The sequence below is a fragment of the Longimonas sp. genome (genome assembly GCF_040409695.1).
GTDB lineage: Bacteria > Bacteroidota > Rhodothermia > Rhodothermales > Salinibacteraceae > Longimonas.
Genome location: NZ_JARWGJ010000182.1, coordinates 1 through 22841 on the forward strand (window position 1 = coordinate 1; position 22841 = coordinate 22841).

The window sequence follows — 22841 nt, forward strand, 5'->3', positions numbered from 1 at the left end:
CGAAGGTCATGCCCCTGGTGCAAATTGTCCCCGATATACGGGTGTCAGTCGGGCTTGCGCCCTCGTGTCGGCCCGTAACCCCGGCTACGAACCTCTATCATGGTTCAATTTTCGCCGCAGCGGCGCTCGCTCTCGCCTGCAAACCAAAACCCAAGCAGGCTCTTAGAGGCCTCCTCCAGGACATGCTATACCCTTTCCTCTTCGGGCGACGCTTTAACGGCATTCTCTTCATTGCCTTCCGCTATTAGCTCATCAGAGACGGCCTCGGCAGGTGCTGGCATTGCTTTTGGGGCGACGGATGGGGCCAGAATGCGATATGTTGTTGCCCCGCTTACAGCGGCAGCAGCACCTATCAGAGCCATCCCTTCAGGCATTGATCCGCCCACTGACTTTCCAAGCGTGGACAGGGCTTTCGTATACCCCGGCGCACCAGTCGTTGAGCCCCGGGCTACATCTGTAAGGTAGTACGCTGTGGCAGCGCCTGCAGCACCCGCGGCGCTAAGAGCAAGCGTTGACTGAATCAGACGAAATAGCATATGTGGCATGTCAAGATAGTACGACAAAATAGCAGATAACACGTCGAATATACGGCACAGCCGGTTGAATTACGACCTCAGATCTCCGCAGAACGAGTATTTATGCAGATCTCTGCGTATCACGCTGGATGCGTGTTACGATATAGCAAAGCGGTATTACGATCGTCTAACTCAAGGGTCCTGGTACCCTGTTTGATCATACATATAAAGCAGGAAGTCGGATACATACTCTCGGTAGCGTGACATATGTTTACGTTTCGCGAGACGGCTTCTGCTGGTGTCCTGTTCGTTTTACAATTTGGAAGTGTGCGCACAGCCCTCTATGGGCCTGCCTCCTCCGCAGGTTTGCACTAAAGCGAACTCTCTTGAACAAACACACCGATAATGTTATGACTGGATCTACACCTGTAACACCTGAAGATCGTCAAAGCGAGTACGGCGAGCCGTGGCGTCCGCAACAGATGATCGAAGAAAACCCCGTCGACATCTCAGACGAAGCGGTAGAAGCACTGCTTCCTAAGCTTGATGAGATTCTGGGAACGATGTGGACCATGTATCACCAGTACCACAAGCATCACTGGCTGGTCGAAGGTCCGCAGTTTCGTGACCTGCATCTCTTCTTTGAAGAGCACTACACGGAGCTTCACAAGTACATCGATCGCATTGCAGAGCGGATTACGGCCCTGGGCGGCATTCCAACATGCGCCCCGACCAATCAGTCCGCGCTATCACACGTGACGCATGAGCCCGAAGGTACGTACCGGCTACGTGATATGCTAAAGCATGACCTGAAGGCTGAGAGCACGCTTGCCTCACTTGTGCGTGAGAGCATTGACGTCGCGCTTGAGCATGGCGACCACGGTACCAAGCGCCAGCTTGAGAAGGTGCTCACGAAGACCGAAGACCGTGCCCACCACATCGACCACTTCCTCGGTGAAGACTCGCTCGAACTGAGCATCACCGATGCAGAAGTCGTTGCTGAAGGGCAGGACAAGGTCCATGCTTAATTCACAACGTGAGCAATCAGATCCTTCCGAAATCTGACTACGCGTAGCGTATCCCCTGCTCACGCCCGTCGTGAGCAGGGAATTTTTATGTTCGGCCCGCCCACCGAACAAGAGGTTAACGTATGTATTCGGAACGCTCGAAGTTGGATTGGCGTGTTTAGGACGCCAAATAATCTGTGCCTATCTTATACGCATCCGCTGCTGCCCCCATGAAGCGATTAGTTGTTGTAGAGTCGCCCACCAAAGCTCGTACCATCCGCAAGTTCTTGCCCAAGCAGGGCTACCAGATCGAAGCCAGCATGGGCCACATCCGAGACCTGCCCGCCTCGGCGTCTGAGATCCCCGCGAAGTATAAAGACGAAGAGTGGTCGCGGCTTGGCGTGCGCATCGACAACGGGTTCGAACCGCTCTATGTCGTCTCGCGCAAAAAGCGCGACGTCGTCAAGCAGCTCCAGAGCGCGCTTCAGGATGCCGACGAGCTCTACATTGCAACAGACGAAGACCGCGAGGGCGAGTCGATCGGCTGGCACCTTCTGGAGGTGCTCAACCCAGACGTACCGGTGCGGCGCATGGTCTTCCACGAGATCACGCAAGAAGCCATCGAGGCCGCCCTCGAAAACACGCGCAACATCGACGAGAACCTCGTTGAGGCGCAACAGACGCGGCGCATCCTTGACCGCCTCGTGGGGTACACGATCTCGCCGCTCCTCTGGCGCAAGATCAAGCCCAAACTCTCGGCCGGACGCGTGCAGAGCGTAGCGGTGCGCATTCTCGTGATGCGAGAGCGCGAGCGCATCACGTTTGTGCCCGCGACCTACTGGGACCTGAAGGCGGAGCTTGCTAAAGCCAAGATTCCGTTCGATGCCGACATGACGCATCTGAACGATGTACGACTCGCCCAGGGCCGCGACTTCGATCAGGATACGGGCCGCCTGAAAAACGATCTGGAAGAGGGCAAAGATGTACTCCTGCTTTCGGAAGAACAGGCCACCACGCTGGCCGAAACGCTTCCTACCGAGCCGTGGCGTGTGGCAGACGTCAAGACCCGCACTCGCACGAAAACTCCACCTCCTCCGTTTATCACGTCGACCTTGCAGCAAGAGGCCAGCCGCAAGCTCGGGTTCACGGCCAACCGTACCATGCGCGTGGCCCAGAAGCTGTACGAGAACGGGCACATTACGTACATGCGTACCGACTCGAAAAATCTCTCGAAAGAAGCAATTGCTGCCAGCCGCACGTCTATCGAGGAACGGTATGGCTCCGACTACCTGAGCGACAGCGTTCGCACGTACACCTCCTCAGACAGTGCTCAGGAGGCGCATGAAGCCATTCGTCCGGCCGGTACGGCCATGAAGACAAGTGCAGAAATTGGTCTGTCAGGCCAGCAGAAAAAGCTCTATGACCTGATCTGGGAGCGCACTGTATCCACACAGATGGCCAATGCCCAGATTCAGTACACGAATGTGTATATCGACGCGGGCACAGACGACGTGGCGCGCTTCCGCGCATCCGGCAAGACGATCCTCTTTCCCGGCTTCCTGCGTGCCTACGTCGAAGGTAGCGACGACCCTGAAGCCGATCTCGAAGATCGCGAACGCCCGCTCCCCGACCTTTCCGTTGGCGACGAGTCGATTCCTGAAGAGGCTGGCACCGACGGACTCAATGTGCGATCGCTTGAGCCGGTGGGGCATGAAACCAAGCCGCCCTCTCGCTACACCGAGGCCTCGCTCGTGAAGATGCTCGAAGAAGAGGGCATCGGGCGGCCGTCGACGTACGCATCCATCATAAGCACCATTCAGCGGCGCGGCTATGTGCGGAAGGAAGGCAGCGCGCTCGTACCCACGTTTACTGCCTTTGCCACCAACAACCTGATGGAGGCCCAGTTTGACCCGCTGGTCGATGTGCACTTCACTGCTGAAATGGAAGAGATCCTCGATCATATCGCAACGGGCGAGAAAGACCCTGAACCCTACCTGCGCGACTTCTTCCTCGGCGATGACGGCGTGCAGCCGCGCGTAGAAGATGGCCAGGAAGAGCTTGATCCGCGGGCCATCTCGACCATCGACTTTGCCGACCAGTGGGCTCCGTACGTCGTGCGTGTGGGCAAGTACGGCCCCTACGTCGAAGGACCACTCGAAGACAGCGACGATCCCGAAGAAACCGTAACTGCCTCACTGCCCGAAGACCTTGCCCCCGGCGATACCACCCGTCAGAAATTGAAAGACATTCTCGAAGAAGCCAATAAAGGCGACCAGGTGCTCGGCATTCACCCCGAAGCCGACATGCCGCTGCTGCTCAAGTCGGGTCCATACGGACCCTACATGCAGCTCGGGGAAGACGATCAGCCGGGCAAGCCCAAACGGGTGTCGCTGCCTCCGGGCGTAGATCCAGCAGAGGTTGACTTTGATCTCGGACTGAAGATTATCAATCTGCCGCGCGAGCTTGGCGAGCATCCGGAGACCGGCAATCCGGTTGAGGCCGGCATCGGACGATATGGGCCGTTTGTACGCCACCGCAAGAGCGGCGCAAAAGACACCTATGCCTCACTCAAGAAAACCGACGATGTGCTCACGGTCGACCTGGACCGTGCCATGGAGCTCATTCTCAAGAAAGAAGCGAAAAACAAACCACAGCGTGTGCTCGGCGAGCACCCGGAAACCGGCAAGACGATTGAGCTCTGGGATGGGCGATACGGTCCGTACATCAAGCACGGCGGCAAGAACATCTCGCTGGGCGATGACCAGACCATCGAAGATCTCACGATGCAGGAAGCCGTGGAGCTTATCGCCAGCAAGTCGAAGAAGAAATGAGACAGGCAAACGGCGGCATCGCGGGCGCGCTTCTGGGTGTTGGCGCCTACTCTTTGCCACAGCCCCTATAACCACACTGCAAAGCGGGCAGCTCCGACACATTCGGGGCTGCCCGCTTTCGTGTTGCTGTGGATCAGTACCCGTGCAGCTATCTGGTGCGACTACCTGATGCAGCTATCTGATGCAGCAGCTATCTAACACATCCCCTCACTCCTCGTCCAGAATGTAGATATGAGGCAGATTCCGCGCAATCTGTCCGTAGTCAAGCCCATAGCCGATCACGAACAGATCCGGAATGTCGAATCCAACGTAGTCTAACGTCACATCGGTATCGTTTGACGTAGGCTTATGCAGAAGCGTTACCGTGCGCAGCGAGGCCGGGTTGTGCGCCTGCATCTTCTTTAGAATGAACTGCATCGAAAGCCCCGTGTCGACGATATCTTCGATCACGATCACGTCGCGCCCCTGCAGGTTGGCGTCGATGCGCTTCAGCTCGGTCACGTTGCCGCTCGACACCTTCTCGTCGCCGTACGACGACAGCTTCATAAAGTCGATCTCGCAGTCGATCGTGATGTACCGCATCAGATCGGCCGTCACCATAAACGCCCCGTTCAGCACACTCACCAGAATAGGCGTGCGCCCTTCGTACTCCTCGCTAATAGCCGTCCCGATCTCCTGCAGACGACTCTGGATGGCTTCATCGGTCAGGTATAGCCGAAATCGCTCGCCCTGACATGTGATGGTCTCGTCCGTTGCCGGAGGAGCGGTCTCGGTTAAGTCGCGCGTGGTGGCCATGAGTAAAGAGGACTGTTGTGAGCAAGGACGTTTACGTCGATGTATACAGCGTGGAAGTATACAGTGTAGCAGTATACAGTACAGAAGTATACACTCTAAAAGTATACAGCGTATCGCAAAAATGGTAGGGGGCGTTCTCGTTACACTGGCTGCCACTGCATTATTACGTATTCATTCGTGGAAGCGGTTACACGAAGTGCCTCGTGCATACGGTACCCTACCACCCACAGAATCCGATCTCGGTCTTCCACAACAAGCTGGTACGGACGCTCCGGCGGGGCGACTTTTCCTTCGGTTAGTATGTCGCTCACGGGCTTGTGGCCTTTCATTCCCAGCGGCTGTATCCGGTCGCCGGGGGTCCAGGGGCGAATGGTTACAGGGGGATGCACACGCCCTGCATCCCCAACGATCTGATGCGGCCCCCGGTCGAGCCTCCCTTGCAGCGGGCCTTGATGTCGCGTACAGCGCAAGGTCCCCGTAGAAAGCACCACAGGCGTGCCGTCCAGGAAAACCGGATGTGGCTCGGGCACCTCGGGCGCATCCGCTACCAGACGCAGGTGCGTGCGGGTACGCCACACCACAGCCTCTCCCACCTCTACACGCCGCCCTACCTGCGCGTCCACCAGTTGCGCTACGGCCTGCGCTACCGCTTGCGTACGGGGCGCCTCGGGCACGGCACGCTCTAATAGCATTCGAATCAGCGCTGTGCGCACGACGGGCGACGCCTCACGCAGCGCGACGAGCGACAGCCTTCCACCGGTAGGGTCCGGGTCGTAGGCCGCGTCGAACTGTGCTGTTACCTGAGGCTGCCAGTGCTCGTCTACGTAAGCGCGCATAAGCTGAGCTGCATCGGCGATGCGCGTCTCAGCATCAGACGCGATGTCTGCCAGCAGCGGCAAGACCTCATTGCGGATGCGGTTGCGTGCGTATCGATCGCTCTGGTTGGTCGGATCAACCCGATACGGCACGTCGTGCGCCTTTGCGTATGCCTGAATAGCCGCCTTTGAGATATGCAGGAGCGGGCGCACCAGCTGCACGTCTGCGCCGCGCTTTATGGGGCGCACCCTCGGCATCCCGGCCAGTCCGCGCGGACCGGTGCCGCGTAGCAGGTGTAGCAGCAGCGTCTCGACCTGGTCGCGCTGATGATGTGCCACCCAGACGGTCGAGCTGTCGTAGTTGACCGCCACCCGATGCAGCAGGTCGTACCGCAGGCGCCGCGCTGCATCTTGCGTGTTGCCCGTCAGCGCTTCGGCCTCATGGATGACCACGGGCCACTCGGGCACATGCGCCTGCGCCCATGACCGTACCAGCGCGGCATCAGCGTCGGCCCCGGCTCGCAGTCCGTAGTTTACGTGCACGAGCACCCCTGGCGTGCCGCTGGCCGCGAGCGCATGGCTGAGCACCATCGAATCGATGCCGCCGCTGGCGCCTACCACGACGGGCTTCTCATCAGACCGGTTCGACGTAGCAAGTGCCGAGGACACGGCGCAACGGATCGTAGCCTCACAAGTGGTAGCCTGACGGGTGGTAGCGTCACGGGTAGTCATGAAGCGATGCATCTAATCTGTTTGAAAAGTAAGTACGTGCCGCTAAGGCGCTCCTTGGGTCCTGCTCTTTCTTTCTGAGCTCGTGTAGACTGCGGGCGGCTTCTCGGCTTCTAATCGCAAGGCGGGGTTGTACTCTTACAGCCACCCGCCAGCCCAGCTAATAAGCGCAATAACGCCCGGTAGCGCCATGTACAGATCGAGCGTCAGCCGGTACGTTACATCGGGGTGTTTCGGGCAGTTGAACACGTAGAAGGCAAGTCCGAAGGCCGCGATCGACTCGGCAAGCCACAGCGGCTCGCCCGTAGCCCACGCTACCCCACCCGCGCTCAGCGCCGCAAGTCCCGCAGCCCCGGCTGCTGCGTGCTGCACGCCACGGCGGCCCAGGCGGTGCGCGAGCGTCGCAAGTCCCGCCTCGCGGTCAGACGCACGGTCGGCCCAGTCGCTGCATAGAATGTTTGGAAAGAGCCACCCCGCCCGATACACGAAGAGTCCTACGAGCGTCCACGGGCTCACGCTTTCGCTTACGTGCAGCAGTGGGAGGACGGTAACGCCTGCGCTCCAGGCCAGCGTAACGACAATTGTTTTTGCCGCGCCGATGCGCTTAAGCCGCCAGCCACGTAGCGGCCACACGTAAAGCCCCCCCAATGCAACCAGCGCTGCTGCCGCCGCCTGGGCTACAGGTGCAAGCATCCAGAAGGCCGCCCCACCTACAGCGGCGTAAAGCACCGTCGTCGCCCCCACGTAGTACGGATGTGCTTGCATCCACTGACGGCGATCATGGTGCTGGTGCCGGTCTTCGGTAGCAGCCCGGTTTGTACGATCGAAGCGATACACCAGCGCCACGCCTGCCGGTATCCCGAACAGCACAGGCGCTTCGAGTGGCAGCCCGACCAGCACCGAGGTACTCGCAATCAGCGCTGCTGCAATACCCGCAACGACGAGCGGATCGCTTCGCATCCAACGATGCCACGCAGGCAATCTACCTGTAGATGGTCTACCTGTAGGTGATCTACCTGTAGACGACGCGGTGCCAGAAGACGACGAGGAACGCACGGCAGCTACAGCATAAAACAGTGGAAAACGAGTTGCTTCTCTGGAACGGACAACGCTGCATTATGGGTTCGGCATGCGGTACAAGAGCAGGCGGGCGTCTACTCGGTATCCTGCGGCGCATCCAATGTTCACAGCAAATGCAGCGCAACGTTAGTTTATATTCACATTTAGTTCAACTGAGGTGTCGCAAAAGTACTCTGGAAGCGCTTTCTTGGGAGATGTACCTCATAACTCGGCCGCGTAACATTCGCTTACGCCCTTCAAACGCAAATCCATTCCCCACGATCATGACTGTCCCTGACCACGTAACCTCGCACCTTCGTGCGCTGGGCCTATCGGATACGGGCCCGATCTACTACAACTTGAAGCCTCCGGTGCTCTACGAAATGGCTCTGGCCAACGACGAAGGCCAGCTTGTGGACCAGGGGCCCTTGCTTACGCGCACGGCGCCGTATACAGGCCGCAGTCCCAAAGACCGCTTTATCGTGCGCGACGCCTCGAACGTTGACACCATCAACTGGGGCGAGGTGAACCGGCCCACCGACCCCAAAACGTTCGACCACCTGCAGCAGCGTCTCACTGAGCATGCCGCCGGCAAACCGCTGTTTGTACAAGACCTGTACGCCGGAGCCGATACGGACTACACGATGCCGGTGCGTATCATCACTGAAAAGGCCTGGCATAGCTTGTTTGCCTACAATATGTTTGTGCGCCGCCCCGAACAAGACCGTTCGGACTTTGAGCCGGGCTTTACAGTGCTCAATCTGTGCTCGTACAAGGCCGACCCGGAGCGAGACAACACGCACTCTGAGGCAGCCATCTTCGTGAGTATGGAGAAAGAGCTGGTCTTGATCGGTGGCACGCACTATGCCGGCGAAATCAAGAAGTCCATCTTCTCGGTACTCAACTACATGCTCCCCTCCGACGGCGTGCTGCCCATGCACTGCTCAGCCAACGAAGATCCTGACGGCACTACCGCCGTCTTCTTTGGTCTTTCGGGCACCGGCAAAACGACGCTCTCAGCCGACGCCCGTCGCACGCTAATCGGCGACGATGAGCATGGATGGAGCGATAATGGGGTGTTCAATTTTGAAGGCGGCTGCTACGCCAAGATGATCGACCTTACGCGTGAGCAGGAGCCCGAGATCTACGCTACCACCGAGCGGTTTGGCACGATTCTCGAAAACGTTATTGTGGATCCGGAGACCCGCCGTCCGGACTTTACGGACGATACCATCACGAAGAATACCCGTGGGTCGTATCCGATTGACTATATCCCCAATGCGTCAGACTCAGGCCAGGGCGGGCATCCCGACCATGTGATCTTTCTGACGTACGATGCCTTCGGCGTGCTTCCACCGGTGTCGCGCCTGACACCGGAGCAGACGATGTTTCACTTTCTGTCGGGTTATACAGCCAAGGTAGCCGGCACCGAACGAGGCGTGAGTGCTCCGAAGGCCACCTTTAGCACCTGTTTCGGTGAACCGTTCATGGTGCGACATCCTGTTGAGTATGCTGAGCTGCTGGGCGAAAAGATCCGCACACATAGCGCAACGTGCTGGCTCGTTAACACCGGACTCACGGGCGGTCCGTACGGCACCGGATCCCGCATCGACCTGCCCTATACCCGGGCTATGGTTGACGCCATCCTCGAAAACGAGTTAAACAACGTCGAAACAGTCCCCGACCCGGTGTTCGGGATGCACGTGCCTACCCACGTTCCGAACGTTCCCGATGAGATTCTGCAGCCGCGCAATACGTGGAGCGACAAAGAGGCGTTCGATGCGCAGGCAAACGAGCTCGCTCAGATGTTTGCAGACAACTTCAAGACGTATGCTGACTACGTCACAAACGGCGTAGAAGCAGCGGCCCCCAGCGTGTAGACAGTAGCTGGGTGTAAGAACGACTGTGAGAACGGCTGCAAAGAGCACAGTGCGTTCCAACGCGCGTCTATTTCGAAGGGCATCCGTCCATTGCGGCGGATGCCCTTTCGTACTTGTTTACATGGGATGCGACGGCCCACCGGTATCATCCAACGGTATTATGAAGAGACGCCGGCACGCTCAAACGAAGTGGTACGTGCTGTCTCGAACTGTTGGGCGTCCTTGTTGTACCGGCGCTCCTCAATGGAAAACGTGCCATGCTCGACACGCACCACATTGTAAAAGTTAATTCCCCGGTTTGACTTGCGTCCGCGACTGCTGGTCGCGGTACCGGCACTGGCCACAACAACACGGTGGTCGCCGGGCACCACATCAACCGACTCGATATGCGAGATATGCAGGTGGCCGCAGAGAATCAGGTCGATGCGGGCTTCGGCGGCTGCGCCAAGCGCCTCATCAGGATTCCCGACGATATCATGGCGCCCCAGCTCCTGCATACGTGTCAAGTGGTGGTGCACCACCAGCACCCGAAACTTGTTGTCGTGCGCGTCAAAGAAGTCGCGCATGGTATCGAGCGCCGCCGCAGGCAGACGTCCGCTCTTTACGGTAGCCCCGTGCGGCGACGACAGCCCCAGCATGGCGATGGTGCCGTCTACTACTTTCGGCGCAAGCTCGTCCTGAACAAGCCTCCGATACTTGCGAAGCGGCGTGAACAGGCGCCGATACGGACGCCACCAGGGGTATACGTCGTGGTTGCCGGGGACTACGAGAGCAGGCGCATCAAACTGCTCGATCATGGCCACCGCTGCCTGAAACTCGCCTGTTCGGGCACGCTGCGTGAGGTCGCCGCTCACTGCTACAATGTCGATGTCGTGTGCGTTGATGTCGTTAATCAGGGCCGGCACCACCTCTGCATGCGCAATCTTTCCGAAGTGGATGTCGGAGCAGTGGGCAATGGTGTAGGGCGCAGAAGCCATGCAAAAGTTGTCTGCAAGATAACGGATTGCGGACGATGATATATTCAGACGGAGTCGCATAAACACGGTTCGCTGCATCTTTTCAGCACACCCTTTCAGTGCATCCTGGCAGCGGCTCTCCTGCACTCTCCCACACTTTCATACAGCACCGCACTGAGAACCTGTTTCGATTTCTTAATTTGGGCTGCGTGTGCCGCCAGTCCGTTTCATGCAATCTGTTTCCCAACAAAAAAACGCCGCAGCCGAAAGCATCGTGCTTCGGGCTGCGGCGTGCGTGTTGCGTATTAGATGGATCTTTCCAGCAGGGAGTGCGCTGCTATAACAGCATCGTCATTGGGTCTTCGAGATAGCCGCGCATGGTATCGAGGAACTGCGCTCCCACCGCGCCATCGACCACACGGTGATCGCATGAGAGCGTGACCTTCATGCGTTTGCCCGGGACAATCTCGCCCTCTTCAACAACCGGCTCATCACGGATACCGCCTACAGCCAGAATGGCCGCGTTGGGCGGATTCAGGATCGCGGTGAACTCCTCGATTCCGAACATCCCGAGGTTACTCGTTGTGAAGGTCGCCCCTTCGTAATCCTCAGGCTGCAGCTCGCGGTCGCGCGCTTTGCCAGCGAGCGTCCTCGTTTCTTCAGCGATCTGCGTAAGGCCCTTCTGATCGGCGTTCCGAATCACCGGCGTAATGAGCCCTTCATCGATCGCGACGGCAATGCCTACGTGCACATCATCGTAGAGGCGGATTTCTCCCTCATCGGCGTGGTACGAGGCATTCACGTACGGGTGTTCGGACAGCGCCAGCGCGCACGCCTTCGTGATCAGGTCGTTGTACGAGATACGCGAGCGATCTTTCGCTTCAGCAAGCTCGTTGAGCTCCGCGCGGACCTCCGCCGCACGCGCCATATCAACGTCGATCGTGAGGTAGAAGTGGGGGGCCGTAAACTTGCTCTGTGCCAGACGCCGCGAAATCGCCTTGCGCATCTGTGAGATCGGCTCGGTCTCGTATCCCACATCAATCTTGACCGACTCCGCCGGTTGAGGCTGTGGAGCAGGTTCGGGAGCCGAGGTGTCGGCTGCTTCAGCAGGCTCGGGGGTCGCCTCTTGCTCGGCAAGAGCCGCCTCCACATCGCGGCGCACAATACGCCCGTTCGGACCGGTTCCTTCGACGGTGCTCAGATCGACGGTGTGCTCTTGTGCCACCCGGCGCGCAAGCGGTGAAGCCTTCACGCGTTCACCACTCGCATCGGTCGGCGCCGGCACAGGCTCGGGGGTACGATCTTGCAGCGAGCCATCGCCAGAGGGAGCATCTGCAGCGGCAGAAGCTGTATCCGCCGTCTCAGGAGCAGCGTCTTCCGACGACTCCGTTTCTCCAGACGCTGTGGCCTCATCGGCCACGCCATTACCTGCTGCATCACCGCCGACAATGTCTGAGATGTCTTCGTCTTCGTCGCCCAGCACCGCGATCAGCTCGCCGATGGGTACCGCATCCCCCTCATCAATCATCTTTTTGAGCAAGACGCCCTCATCGAACGCCTCCAGGTCCATGGTTGCCTTGTCGGTTTCGACCTGGGCGATAATATCGCCAGCCGATACAGCATCGCCCTCGTCGACGAGCCAGGCAGAAAGGACACCTTCCTCCATGGTGTCGCTCAGTTTGGGCATTTCTATCGTGATAGCCATAGGCAGTTGCGTAGGTGCAGCGGGTGAGTATCAACAGAATGGGTGGTACAGGGGGATACGGAGCGGCAGGGGCTACTTGAAAGCTCTGCTGCCACCGCGAAGAACCGCGGTTGCGATCAGGCATCCGCGTAGAGCACGCTCAGGCATGCTTCCACGGTCTCCTCAGCGCTCGGCATATACGCCTCGTACAGGTTGGGAGCGTACGGTGCTGGGGTGTCGGCAGCGGTTACGCGGGTTACGGGCGCATCCAGGTAATCGAAGGCACGCTCCTGCACCTGCTGCGACACCTCGCTCGCAAAGCTCGTGAACGGGTTGCTCTCATCGACAATGACAAGGCGATTTGTTTTCACAACCGACTCCACGATCGTCTCAATGTCGAGCGGCTTAATGGTGCGTGGGTCAATGACCTCGGCTTCGTAGCCGCGCTCAGCCAGCTGCTCTGCGGCATCCATCGCAAGCCAGTAGCTCTTGTTGTGCGCCACGATGGTCACGTCGCCGCCGGTACGGGCCACGCGCGCTTTGCCGATCGGCAGCGTGTAGTCTTCGTCGTCAGAGACCTCTCCCTTCAAGCCGTACATCTGTTCACTTTCAAGGAACAGCACCGGATCGTCATCGCGCACAGCGCTCTTGAGCAGCCCTTTGGCGTCGTCGGGATTGGAAACCGATATGACCTTCAGGCCGGGAAAGTTGGCGTAGATGGCTTCGACCGAGTTGCTGTGCGTAGCAGCCAGCTGTCCCGCAGCGCCGTTCGGCCCGCGAAACACGATCGGCGTGCCGAACTGTCCGCCCGACATATAGCGAATGTTGGCCGCGTTATTGACCACCTGGTCGAAAGCGACAAACGAGAAATTCCATGTCATGAACTCGATGATAGGCCGCAGCCCATTCATCGCAGCCCCAATGCCAAGTCCGGCAAATCCGAGCTCGCTAATCGGGGTATCGATGACACGGTCGGGGCCAAACTCGTCGAGCATCCCTTTGCTCACTTTGTAGGCTCCGTTGTATTCGGCCACCTCCTCGCCCATCAAAAACACGTTCTCGTCGCGACGCATTTCTTCGGACATTGCTTCGCGAATTGCCTCACGTAATTGCAGTTCAGCCATCAGGGAAAAATCAGTCGTTGATTAGAATCGGTTGGGATGCGTGGCGTAGGTACGCCGGTGGTAGGAACGCGCTTATTTTAGGAAGGCGTAGTCGTCCTGCGCGTATACATGGTCGTAGAGCTCGCTTTCGTCAGGGAAGTCGCTTTCCTCAGCAAACGCGATCGCGTCGAGTACAATCTGTTTCAGTTCGTCATCGATTGCATCGAGCTCGTCGTCGGTCGCGATATCGTTTTCCGTTAGATAGCGCTGCAGGCGCACGATAGCGTCTTCGCTCTTACGGTCGTCGAGCTCGCCTTCCTTACGATAAGAAGCCGGATCGCTAATCGAGTGGCCCTGATAGCGATACGTACGCACCTCCAGCAGCGATGGCTGTCCATTACGAGCCATTTCGGCGTGCTCCTGCACGGCCTTGCTCATGCTGAAGACGTCCATGCCGCTAACCAGCGATGAGGGCATGTCGTACGAGAGCGCCTGCTTGAAGAGATCCGTCTCCGCTGCAGCGCGGTCTACGGCCGTACCCATCGCATATTGGTTGTTCTCAATAATGGTAACCAGCGGCAGGTCGTAGAGCGAAGCAAGGTTCAGCGCTTCGTGAAAGGCGCCCTGATGCACGGCTCCGTCGCCGAGGAAGCACAGGCAGACATTGTCTTCGCCGCGGTACTTGTGCGCAAAGGCGATACCAGCCCCCAGGGGAACGTGCGCGCCAACAATCCCGTGGCCTCCGAAGAGTCGCTGCTCCTGATCGAAGAAATGCATCGATCCGCCTTTCCCGCGCGAGGAGCCGGTCCCTTTCCCAAAGAGCTCGGCCATTGCCGGCCCGGGCTCCATGCCCATCGCCAGGCCGATTCCGTGATCGCGGTAAGCCGTGATCACCGAATCCTCGCCGAGACGAATGGCGTGGACCGACCCGGTCGACACGGCCTCCTGCCCGATGTAGAGGTGCAAGAAACCGGAGATGTTCTGCTTCTGATACTGCTGGCGGCAACGCTCTTCGAAGCGGCGTTGCAGCATCATGCTCCTGAACATTTCGAGGAGCGCGTCCTCATCCGCCCCGATGTCTTCGTGCGTGTATGCATCCGCCGGGTACGTATTGAAAGTATATTCTGCCGTAATGGGGCCAGATGGAATCGTAATGGACTGCTCTGTCCATGGCCCTTTAGGCGTATCTTCAGCGACACCGTCGCCAGCCGGCGCGTCGTTGGCGGCGTCCTGGGCGTTGCTTTCTTCTGCTACCTCTTTACTCGATGCCATAATCGTATGCGTATCTTCCAGGTGATGTATAGCGTGGGGCGCTAAGCCAGAAACCGTAAGCCAGCAACCGGTCAGGAAGTGGCTCCCGTATATGCCAGCCCTTTTAAGAGCCCCTGCATCGTACGGTTTCGGTTCCTTTCGAAATCAGGTGCGTTTCCTATCGATCTTTGCGGAGTTGCCGGACCGCCTGCCCTGGGCGTAGCATTCAACTAAGATACAGCATCAGCATGCAGGCTGTCAACCCCCTCGCATCCACCTGCGTTATCCACCTGCGTTATCCGCCTGCGTTATCTGCCTGCGTTATCTGCCTGCGATTGCGCTTGGCCTGTATGCCTGCTACTTTCTGGAAGTATGACCCGTACTGCGACCAGCCCCACTTGCAACGTTCGCCGCTACCCGACCCTGTCGTCATAACGACTCTTCACTGCCTGTGTCTTCCTCTACCCTGGTCATTATTCCCACATACAACGAATCTGCCACGATCGGGACCGTGCTGCATCAGGTGATGCAGCAGCCGGGGGCGTTGCATGCCCTCGTGGTCGACGATGGCTCTCCGGATGGCACCGCTAAGCTCGTAAAAGAGGCCCAGGCCGCGCATCCGAACCGGATATTTCTGATCGAGCGCAGCGGAAAGCAAGGACTCGGATCGGCATATCGGACGGGCTTCCGGTTTGCACTGGAGCGCGACTACACCTGCATCTGCGAGATGGATGCCGACCTCTCACATAATCCGGACGATCTGCCCCATCTCATTGCGCCCGTAGCCGCCGACGAAACCGACCTCGCTATCGGGTCGCGCTACGTAGGGGGCGTCCGCGTTATTGACTGGCCGCTTCCCCGCCTGATGCTCTCGTATGGAGCGGGCATGTACACCCGTGCGATCACCTGCATGCCTATTAAAGACGTAACAGCCGGGTTCAAGTGCTTTCACCGACGCGTACCCGCCCACCTCGACCTGGAACGCGTGCGCTCGAACGGCTACGCGTTCCAGGTCGAGATGCACTTTCGCACGTGGCGCGCTGGCTTTCGCATCCAAGAGGTCCCCATCATCTTCACCGAGCGGAGCGAAGGACAGTCTAAGATGAGCAAGGCAATCGTACGTGAAGCCGCCTGGAAGGTATGGGAGCTACGCCTGCGTGACTGGATCGGACGGCTTTAGAACTCGCGTTGAGGAGCTTTTAAGCCGCTACCGGTATTGTGGGGTATAATGGATACGGACGCACAGTCCCGGTCGAGCGCTCTATCGCTTACCCCGTATAGCCGCCTGCGATATACGACTTGAGCGACTCTACTTCGTTTTTAGCGCGCTCCGAGACGTACTTCACGCAGTCGCCGATTGATACCAGTCCGCGCAGCGTACCGTCTTCGTTCACAACAGGCAGATGGCGGCACTTGTGGGCGGTCATGAGTTCCATGCACTCTCCCACCGTACAGCGCGGCGGCACCGTAACCACATCTGTTGTCATCACCTCTTTAACCTGTGTCGTGTCAGAGGTGCGTCCCTGTAGCACGATACGCCGCAGATAATCGCGTTCGGTGAAGATACCCGCGATTCGATCCGCCTTCATCGCAAGGATAGATCCAACGTTGTGGTCGACCATCGTTTCGATCGCTTCAAGCACGGTGGCTTCCGGCGTAATCGTGATGACCTCGCGTCCTTTCTGGCCAAGTAAGCTTGAAACTGGAAGCGTTTCCATAGTTAATTCCCCCGGCACGCTACGCAGAGCGCAGCCGATTTAGTCAAAAAGATGAACGATCAATGAACCTGATTGTGTAGATAGTATGAGGTGCCTGTCGCATTGTTCACTGGGGTATGGAGCCGCCTGCTGTAATCCTGGGGCTTGTACGTTCTGCACAGCGGTAGACGCTGTTTTATAGGTGTCTTCTTCATGTGTCTGGTAGTGGATAGGCGCTAAATGATAAGGCGATTGTACACCGGTGCTTTGTCTTGTTCGAACCCCCTCTGTCTTCGAGCTTCGCCGCAGGCGTGATCCTGTGGACATCTCCCCCTTAGCCAAGGGGGAGAAACCCGTAGGGAGAGGGGGTTTGAGCAGGTCACGATGATGTAGATCACTTAACATCTTACCGCTACCACATGTCTTTTTGAACCCATATCTCTTCAGGCACCACCATGGTGCTCGTGTAGCACTTTCGTGAGATGGGCTGCAAGCACATGAGTGTCGGGGGCACTGATGATGACCTGCGACACACGCTCGTCGAGGGTCAGGCGTAGGGTGTTGTCGTGAAGCGAAAGCTCTTCATCAAGAACGCGGCGCAGCCGGTACGATCGGGTTCCATCGCCCACAAGCAGCAGGCGGCGGTCCGTAAGGTACAGCGTACCCTCCATGTCAACCTCCAGCCCACGAACCGTGTATTTGACATTATTGCGCTGAAATCGCTCCTGCACACGCTCTACCAGGAAACGAGCCTCGGTCTCGTAGTAGCATTCCTCGCCCTGTTTGAGCGACACCCCGCTGTTAACTGGCGTGAGCGGGCCAGCGTGAATCTCGCGCTCAGCACGAAGCGCGTTGAGCATGGCCCGTTCAGCTGCAATGTCGCTTGGGCGCAGCCCGAGCCGATCCGCCAACGCGTCGACCGCCTCCTCCTCTTCCTCGGTCAGTACATGGTCTTCAACGACCGCATCAACGACCTCGGCAAAGATAGCCTGCTTTAGCGTGCTTTGTAGAGACGCGGGGACGTCGGCGCTGTCTTCGAAACGGACCACGAGGTCGGTATCTACCACGTCACTATCTTCGATCAGCCGGTCGAGTAGCAGGGCATAGCAACGCGCGTGTAGCCACCGGCGCTGTGCAGGGCCGAGCGCCTGGTTGAGCGTATCGAGCAGAGGAGACACGTCGTTCTGGTTGGTAAGAGCCTCATGCACGTTCTCCCATGCCGCACGGGCAGCGCGGTTACGGCGCGACCGCATCCATCCAAACCGGGTCGCCTCGGCCCCAGTAGCAAGCAGCGCAACACCCCCTACCGGTGGAGCCGCGACCAGCAGCACGACCGACAACAGAAGCCCAATGCCTATCGTGTATCCCAGACGTGGCGATAGCGACGGAAGGTCAGGCAGGTTGACTTCTGGCGGACGGGCTTCTTCAGGCGTGAACGGCGCTGGATACGCGGCGCCCGTATCCACGAAGAGCTCTGCCTTGCCATCGTCGCGACGGGCCTGCTGCCCGGGCACTGTCTTTCCTCTACCTCGCTGTCCTTTTTTGAGGTGTTTGCGGTAGTACATGCCGTGGCGTCCACCATGCACGTAAACGCCTTTGCGGTTGAGCCCGACACGGGCGCCGGTGACCCCCGCTGAGAGGCCCACGCCCCCTTTCGAGAGGTTGATGCGGAGCGGCCCCATGTTGAAATGCTTGCGGAGATAGAATGCCATATGTCGACGCGCGATAGATCGCGATAGATACTGAAAAGGGGAGAATGAACCTTTTCAATCCGCACGCGGCAGTACATGGTCCTTTACCACAAGAACACGGCCCAAAACTGGCAAGGAAGTTCGTTGCCGTCTCGCAACGCTGCGGACCTGCAGGCGCTATTTCCCGGCATCCCCCTATACCGACTCGACACGAACTACGCACCGTGTTACGACCTGTGAGCATGATTTTGTCCGTTCACAAAAAAAGCGCCGCCTAAGCGGTTAGCTTGGGCGGCGCTTTTACGCAGCGTGTGTATGTTTATCTTTCCTTGCGAGGCGGCCCCGCATAGGACGTGATTCGGTCGTTAGTTCAGCTGAAAGACGACCGGAAGCGACATCTGCACTCGTACGGCGCGGTTGCGCTGTTTTCCGGGAGTAAACTGCATCTGGCTTACAGCACGAATGGCTTCCTCTTCAAGCGTGCGATGCGGGGAGCTGAGGGCACGCGGGTTGGTTACGTTGCCTTCTTCATCAACCACAAACTGCACAACGACACGGCCTTCAATACCAGCGCGGCGGGCAAAGTCAGGATAACTTACTTCATCGTAGAGTGCCTGCATGCCGCCAATCAGCTCAGGGCTCTCCTCAACCGCAATGAAGATTTCTTGCTCCTCTTCTTCTTCCTCCTCCGGGGCAGGCGGTGGCCCGGTATCAAGGGCTTGGTCGAGATCGAGGCTGCTGTCCCAGTCAATATCCTGATCTTCGATGATCTCGTCGTTGGGCACCTCAAGTGGTACTGGCGGACGGGGAGGCGGTGGCGGCGTAACCTCTTGCTCGGTCTGCTGGATCTCTTCCATCTCAACGACATCCTGCTCTTCGAGCATCACCTGGAAGTCGCCTCGGGAATCGTAGTTGATGTTGAACGCTGCAACCAGAATAAGCAAGGCAACGACCATGCCGATCTGGACATAGAGCGGATAGTCGCGTTGCAGATCCGCTTCGGGCTTCTTACGAGACGTCATAGTGGGTATTCTGTCGGGAAAACGCGGTACGAATGGGCTTTGCCCTATTTGAATGTTCGATGAGGGGTTACGGAACGGTTGCACATATGTTTCGCACGTCCACTCGCCTGCCTGTAGCTGTGCCTGGTATATTGCCGGTATACTGCATGCACCACATGCAAGGCATCCAAGGCAACTTGCAGACCAGGGCATCGTAAATGATTACAGATTTAAATACACCTGCTACGCTCGCGCGCCCGCTTCCCCTGCTATCCCTTGCCCTCCCCTCGTCATGTCTGATTCGTCGCGCCGCCCGCTGCTGGACACGCTGAAACTCCTCGAAGATCACCTCGACAAGGTCCCGGGACGTCTGCTCGGGAAGGTGCGCGACGGCATCGCTGAACTGCGCGCGCTGCTGCTGGAAAAACGCGCGGCCCGGTTCGCCCTGGTCGGACGGCGCGGCAGCGGCAAGTCGTCGCTCATCAACGCGCTCTTTGGAGAAGAGGTCGCAACGGTCGGCCACGAGACCGCCCAGACGGGAGCGGCGCAGTGGTACACCTACGAGAGCGAGCTCGGCACCATTGAGATGCTCGACACGCGCGGACTGCAAGAGGGGTCAGATCCGAATGAGGGGGATGCGGCCGCGTCGCCGGAGGCCTCGATTCGCGCAGCCATGCAGGAGACCGCACCGGATGTGCTGCTCTTTCTCATTAAAGCACAAGAGGTCGACGCCGCCATCGACGCCGACCTGGAGGCGCTGTCGGCGCTTGCCCGCGACGCAAAGCAGCTGCACGGACATCTGCCTCCCATCGTAGGCATTGTGACCCACTGCGATCTGGTTGAGCCGCAATACGTGCAGCTGCACCATCCCGAAAATGAGGACCCGGATGAGCTCGACGAGAAGATGCAGCGCATCGCGTCGATCCAGACGCACCTCACGGAGAAGATGCAGTCGTACCCGACGCTGGCCGACGCGGTGCTGCGCACGTTTGGCGTGGCGCTCTATCAGTCGTGGGACGCCACCGGGCGGCGACGGGCGGATACGCGGTGGAATGTCGAAACGCTCGTAGAGTACCTCATCACGCAGCTCCCCGACGAGGCACAGGTCGAGTTTGCGCGTCTCTCGCGCATGCAGGCCCTGCAAAAGCAGCTCGCAAACCGCCTCACGCAGAGCACCGCCGTCGTGTGTGCCGGTATCGCCGCCACCCCGACGCCCGTTGCAGACATCGCCCCGATCACCACTGCGCAGGTGCTTCTCGTTATGTCGATTGGCTACCTGGGTGGACGCCGCATGGACATGAGCGCAGCCCGCGAGTTTCTGACAGCTGCGGGCGTGAACGTCGGCGCCGGATTCATGCTGCGCGAGGCCGCCCGCGCATTAGTTCAGTTTGTGCCAGGATATGGACAGGCTGTGTCGGCCAGTGTGGCGTATGCGGCTACGCTGGCGATCGGCAAAACCGCTACGCTCTACTTCATTACCGATCAGCAGGGCGATGTGCAGGCCCAGTTCGAGTCGGCGCACGAAGAGGCGCGGCAGGCTGCTGAGGCTCGCGACCTCGACACACTGATCGGCGAGCAGCACCCATCGAACGGCTCCCACACAGGCTCTTAGGTGCGCTATTCATGCGTCGCTACCCCGGGCACTACCCCGGCACTACTTTCCCCAGCGCTATGCCCCATCTGGATCGTTCGTGTAAGCAAAGTAGAGAAACGCGACGAAGTCGTAGAGCGCATGCACCAGGATCGGGACGGTGAGCCCTCCTGTGTACATGTAGAGCGCACCGAGGTAGGCCCCCATGATCGTGGCGATGAGTGCATAGGCTGGGGTGATCCAGTGGCAGACGCCAAACAGGATGCTGGCCACGACCAGTGCGCCCCACGGACCCAGCGGCGCAACAAGCTCGGCTTGCAGCACGCCCCGAAAGAGCAGCTCTTCACCCACCCCCGCGGCAATGGCGAGCACCGCCATACCCGGGATTCCGCCGTACCGGAGCAGCGGCGCCAGAAACGAGCGCACGTGCGCTTCGATCTCGCGCACCCAGGGCGCCTTTACGCGCACCATGATCAGCAGAGCCGCCACCAGCGGACCCGTAGCTACTACGCTTGTAATGAGTAGATCGGCCGACCATGTCAGCTCCTGCAGGAGCGGCAGTCCCCGCCAGTAGGCCCAGGCCAGGGCTACTGCTGCAAGCATCCACTCAAAGACAAAGCCGGTGATGAACAGCATACGCCCCTCAGCATCGGAGCGTGCAGCGTCATCGTCTCGCGACGGTGTATTGGGGGATTCAGTAGGCGTGTCCATGTGTAGAGGCCATTCGTGACATGCAATAATGTACGACGAAGTAAGTCGGCAACAATAGCGACAGACAGCATGTGCGTGCGGTGTCATCGCGAGGCGTACGCTTGTGGTCGACGCGGCACCCGCACTCCTCGCAGTGACATATCCTCCAGGATACTTTTGCGGACTTAACGTAGCGTGCGGAAGGTATACACCGCTCTGTGATTACGAGCGGATGCATGCGCGGTTTTTAAGAACCGGCTGAAACGGTCTGGAACATTCCTGGTTGCGCGGCACAGATGTGCTGATGCAGAGGAACCGCACGTTTGTGTGACGCAGGCAACTTTGCGAATCGACTACCGGTTTACGCGTTGGTTTTTCGATGTGCGTACCCGTTCGCATCCCTCTATTTCCTATGCCTACCTTTTCCGCTTCTGCGTTTCAGCGCCTTACCGGACTCGAATCGCGTCCACAGCCGTCGGTGATCCCGACGCGCCTGCCTGTTGTTATGATGCACGGGTTTGGCATCGGCGGATCGCTGCGGCGGGGCGGCCACCTGCATGAGCAGGCGATGTATCTGCGGATGCGGGGCGTGCGCGCCTACGCGCCCAACGTGTCGCCGTACAACACGGTTCGGGCCCGCTGCCAGACGTGGCAAGCCCACATCGAGCACATTCTGGAGGAGACCCACTCCGACGCCGTCACGGTCATTGCCCACTCGATGGGCGGACTCGATGCACGCTTTCTGATTGCACAGATGGGGATGCATGAGCACATTAAAGCGCTTGTGACGGTGTCGACGCCTCATCGGGGTTCGACGCTGGCCAACCTGGTATTGAAGCAGCCGGATGCGGTGCGCTCCTGGCTCGCGGATATCACCGACTGGATGGGCACCCACATCATCGAAGACGGCTCGGCCAACTCGCTCCAGACGGTGCGCGAGCTCACGCCGTCGTTCATGAAGCACAGCTTCAACCCGAACGTGCCCGATCATCCCGACGTCGCGTACTGGTCGTATGCGGGTCAGGCGGGACGCGACACGCCGGTGCCCCTCACACCGCTGCTGCGCTACTTCAACACGCATCTGTACGAGCGCGAGGGCATCAACGACGGATTTGTCTCTGTTGAGAGCGCCCGGTGGGGCACCTTCAAGGGCACGGTTGATGCCGACCACGTGCGCCAGGTCGGCATGGATGCCGGGTTTGGGGGGGCGAACTTCGATGCGAATGCTTTCTATGCACAGATCGCCATGCAGCTGCGTAGCGCAGGGTGGTAGCAGGTCGTGTGGTCTGACTCCAGCAGACGTTTCTTCTTGCGTCCTGCTTACATTTCAGGGAGAACGGCCTCTCAGGCTCTTGCACAGGCTCTTACACAGGCTCTTGTGAGGTCTCTCTCATTTGTCTGGCTGGCTTCTGAATCGTTCGACATGCGCGGCAGGGGAGGGGATGTATGGCGGAACGGGTCCCAGAAGAGGTCTCGTGGTAGCGGTTCAATGGTAAGTGATTGTCATACGGCCGACATCGTCGGAGCCAGACAACCCCCTCTGTCT

General features: G+C 58.9%; 18 protein-coding genes. 6 read left to right on the plus strand and 12 right to left on the minus strand.

Annotated elements, in window-relative coordinates; translation table 11 throughout:
- Positions 1 to 185: 185 nt before the first annotated feature.
- Positions 186 to 536, minus strand: a complete 351-nt coding sequence (locus PPP56_RS10960; RefSeq protein ID WP_353564084.1) for a hypothetical protein — start codon at positions 534 to 536, stop codon at positions 186 to 188.
- Positions 537 to 925: 389 nt separating this feature from the next.
- On the opposite strand from PPP56_RS10960, the gene PPP56_RS10965 reads away from it, so the two are divergent.
- Both PPP56_RS10965 and topA read left to right on the plus strand, forming a co-directional pair.
- On the plus strand, positions 926 to 1543 hold the full coding sequence (locus PPP56_RS10965) for a ferritin-like domain-containing protein (protein ID WP_353564085.1): 618 nt from the start codon (positions 926 to 928) through the stop codon (positions 1541 to 1543).
- 209 nt (positions 1544 to 1752) lie between these two features.
- Positions 1753 to 4353: a type I DNA topoisomerase gene (gene topA, locus PPP56_RS10970; protein ID WP_353564086.1), complete on the plus strand. Its 2601-nt coding sequence runs from the start codon at positions 1753 to 1755 to the stop codon at positions 4351 to 4353.
- A 207-nt stretch (positions 4354 to 4560) separates the two neighbouring features.
- On the opposite strand, the gene hpt is transcribed toward topA, so the two are convergent.
- The 3 genes from hpt to PPP56_RS10985 form a co-directional block, all read right to left on the minus strand.
- Positions 4561 to 5148, minus strand: coding sequence for a hypoxanthine phosphoribosyltransferase (gene hpt, locus PPP56_RS10975; RefSeq protein ID WP_353564087.1), 588 nt, complete (start codon positions 5146 to 5148; stop codon positions 4561 to 4563).
- Positions 5149 to 5288: 140 nt separating this feature from the next.
- Positions 5289 to 6695 (minus strand): tRNA lysidine(34) synthetase TilS, encoded by a 1407-nt coding sequence (tilS, locus tag PPP56_RS10980; protein WP_353564088.1) that lies wholly within the window; start codon positions 6693 to 6695, stop codon positions 5289 to 5291.
- Positions 6696 to 6830: 135 nt separating this feature from the next.
- On the minus strand, positions 6831 to 7652 hold the full coding sequence (locus PPP56_RS10985) for a UbiA family prenyltransferase (RefSeq protein ID WP_353564089.1): 822 nt from the start codon (positions 7650 to 7652) through the stop codon (positions 6831 to 6833).
- A 383-nt stretch (positions 7653 to 8035) separates the two neighbouring features.
- Here PPP56_RS10985 and pckA point away from each other — a divergent pair, with 383 nt between their 5' ends.
- The gene (gene pckA / locus PPP56_RS10990) at positions 8036 to 9631 is read left to right on the plus strand and encodes a phosphoenolpyruvate carboxykinase (ATP) (RefSeq protein ID WP_353564090.1); all 1596 of its coding nucleotides are present in this window, start codon (positions 8036 to 8038) and stop codon (positions 9629 to 9631) included.
- 158 nt (positions 9632 to 9789) lie between these two features.
- Here the strand turns inward: pckA and PPP56_RS10995 are convergent, their stop codons facing one another.
- The 4 genes from PPP56_RS10995 to pdhA all read right to left on the minus strand — a co-directional run bounded on the left by PPP56_RS10995 (position 9790) and on the right by pdhA (position 14646).
- Positions 9790 to 10608, minus strand: a complete 819-nt coding sequence (locus tag PPP56_RS10995; RefSeq protein ID WP_353564091.1) for a metallophosphoesterase family protein — start codon at positions 10606 to 10608, stop codon at positions 9790 to 9792.
- 316 nt (positions 10609 to 10924) lie between these two features.
- The gene (locus PPP56_RS11000) at positions 10925 to 12292 is read right to left on the minus strand and encodes a pyruvate dehydrogenase complex dihydrolipoamide acetyltransferase (RefSeq protein WP_353564092.1); all 1368 of its coding nucleotides are present in this window, start codon (positions 12290 to 12292) and stop codon (positions 10925 to 10927) included.
- 116 nt (positions 12293 to 12408) lie between these two features.
- Positions 12409 to 13395: a pyruvate dehydrogenase complex E1 component subunit beta gene (locus PPP56_RS11005; RefSeq protein ID WP_353564093.1), complete on the minus strand. Its 987-nt coding sequence runs from the start codon at positions 13393 to 13395 to the stop codon at positions 12409 to 12411.
- Between the two features lie 72 nt (positions 13396 to 13467).
- On the minus strand, positions 13468 to 14646 hold the full coding sequence (pdhA, locus tag PPP56_RS11010; protein WP_353564094.1) for a pyruvate dehydrogenase (acetyl-transferring) E1 component subunit alpha: 1179 nt from the start codon (positions 14644 to 14646) through the stop codon (positions 13468 to 13470).
- A 430-nt stretch (positions 14647 to 15076) separates the two neighbouring features.
- Between pdhA and PPP56_RS11015 the strand changes: the two genes are divergently transcribed.
- Complete coding sequence (locus PPP56_RS11015) at positions 15077 to 15805, plus strand: polyprenol monophosphomannose synthase (protein ID WP_353564095.1); 729 nt, start codon at positions 15077 to 15079, stop codon at positions 15803 to 15805.
- An 88-nt stretch (positions 15806 to 15893) separates the two neighbouring features.
- On the opposite strand, the gene PPP56_RS11020 is transcribed toward PPP56_RS11015, so the two are convergent.
- From PPP56_RS11020 to PPP56_RS11030, 3 genes are all read right to left on the minus strand, one after another.
- The gene (locus PPP56_RS11020; RefSeq protein ID WP_353564096.1) at positions 15894 to 16343 is read right to left on the minus strand and encodes a CBS domain-containing protein; all 450 of its coding nucleotides are present in this window, start codon (positions 16341 to 16343) and stop codon (positions 15894 to 15896) included.
- Positions 16344 to 16765: 422 nt separating this feature from the next.
- Complete coding sequence (locus PPP56_RS11025; protein ID WP_353564097.1) at positions 16766 to 18034, minus strand: DUF4236 domain-containing protein; 1269 nt, start codon at positions 18032 to 18034, stop codon at positions 16766 to 16768.
- A 344-nt stretch (positions 18035 to 18378) separates the two neighbouring features.
- Positions 18379 to 19035 carry an energy transducer TonB gene (locus PPP56_RS11030; RefSeq protein ID WP_353564098.1) on the minus strand — a complete coding sequence of 219 codons (657 nt, stop codon included), beginning with the start codon at positions 19033 to 19035 and terminating at the stop codon, positions 18379 to 18381.
- Positions 19036 to 19306: 271 nt separating this feature from the next.
- Between PPP56_RS11030 and PPP56_RS11035 the strand changes: the two genes are divergently transcribed.
- Positions 19307 to 20626, plus strand: a complete 1320-nt coding sequence (locus PPP56_RS11035; protein WP_353564099.1) for a GTPase family protein — start codon at positions 19307 to 19309, stop codon at positions 20624 to 20626.
- A 57-nt stretch (positions 20627 to 20683) separates the two neighbouring features.
- Here PPP56_RS11035 and PPP56_RS11040 read toward each other — a convergent pair whose 3' ends face one another.
- Entirely contained in the window at positions 20684 to 21316 is a 633-nt protein-coding gene (locus PPP56_RS11040) for a CPBP family intramembrane glutamic endopeptidase (protein WP_353564100.1), read from the minus strand.
- A gap of 391 nt (positions 21317 to 21707) precedes the next feature.
- Between PPP56_RS11040 and PPP56_RS11045 the strand changes: the two genes are divergently transcribed.
- A complete protein-coding gene (locus PPP56_RS11045; RefSeq protein ID WP_353564101.1) occupies positions 21708 to 22568 on the plus strand; it encodes a PGAP1-like alpha/beta domain-containing protein in 861 nt (286 codons plus the stop codon).
- Positions 22569 to 22841 lie beyond the last annotated feature (273 nt).

What these genes read in the sequence shown, in the direction of transcription:
- PPP56_RS10960 (WP_353564084.1), bottom strand. Translation starts at nt 536, where the DNA reads ATGCTATTTCGTCTGATTCAGTCAACGCTTGCTCTTAGCGCCGCGGGT.
- PPP56_RS10965 (WP_353564085.1), top strand. Translation starts at nt 926, where the DNA reads ATGACTGGATCTACACCTGTAACACCTGAAGATCGTCAAAGCGAGTAC.
- topA (WP_353564086.1), top strand. Translation starts at nt 1,753, where the DNA reads ATGAAGCGATTAGTTGTTGTAGAGTCGCCCACCAAAGCTCGTACCATC.
- hpt (WP_353564087.1), bottom strand. Translation starts at nt 5,148, where the DNA reads ATGGCCACCACGCGCGACTTAACCGAGACCGCTCCTCCGGCAACGGAC.
- tilS (WP_353564088.1), bottom strand. Translation starts at nt 6,695, where the DNA reads ATGACTACCCGTGACGCTACCACCCGTCAGGCTACCACTTGTGAGGCT.
- PPP56_RS10985 (WP_353564089.1), bottom strand. Translation starts at nt 7,652, where the DNA reads ATGCGAAGCGATCCGCTCGTCGTTGCGGGTATTGCAGCAGCGCTGATT.
- pckA (WP_353564090.1), top strand. Translation starts at nt 8,036, where the DNA reads ATGACTGTCCCTGACCACGTAACCTCGCACCTTCGTGCGCTGGGCCTA.
- PPP56_RS10995 (WP_353564091.1), bottom strand. Translation starts at nt 10,608, where the DNA reads ATGGCTTCTGCGCCCTACACCATTGCCCACTGCTCCGACATCCACTTC.
- PPP56_RS11000 (WP_353564092.1), bottom strand. Translation starts at nt 12,292, where the DNA reads ATGGCTATCACGATAGAAATGCCCAAACTGAGCGACACCATGGAGGAA.
- PPP56_RS11005 (WP_353564093.1), bottom strand. Translation starts at nt 13,395, where the DNA reads ATGGCTGAACTGCAATTACGTGAGGCAATTCGCGAAGCAATGTCCGAA.
- pdhA (WP_353564094.1), bottom strand. Translation starts at nt 14,646, where the DNA reads ATGGCATCGAGTAAAGAGGTAGCAGAAGAAAGCAACGCCCAGGACGCC.
- PPP56_RS11020 (WP_353564096.1), bottom strand. Translation starts at nt 16,343, where the DNA reads ATGGAAACGCTTCCAGTTTCAAGCTTACTTGGCCAGAAAGGACGCGAG.
- PPP56_RS11025 (WP_353564097.1), bottom strand. Translation starts at nt 18,034, where the DNA reads ATGGCATTCTATCTCCGCAAGCATTTCAACATGGGGCCGCTCCGCATC.
- PPP56_RS11030 (WP_353564098.1), bottom strand. Translation starts at nt 19,035, where the DNA reads ATGACGTCTCGTAAGAAGCCCGAAGCGGATCTGCAACGCGACTATCCG.
- PPP56_RS11035 (WP_353564099.1), top strand. Translation starts at nt 19,307, where the DNA reads ATGTCTGATTCGTCGCGCCGCCCGCTGCTGGACACGCTGAAACTCCTC.
- PPP56_RS11040 (WP_353564100.1), bottom strand. Translation starts at nt 21,316, where the DNA reads ATGGACACGCCTACTGAATCCCCCAATACACCGTCGCGAGACGATGAC.
- PPP56_RS11045 (WP_353564101.1), top strand. Translation starts at nt 21,708, where the DNA reads ATGCCTACCTTTTCCGCTTCTGCGTTTCAGCGCCTTACCGGACTCGAA.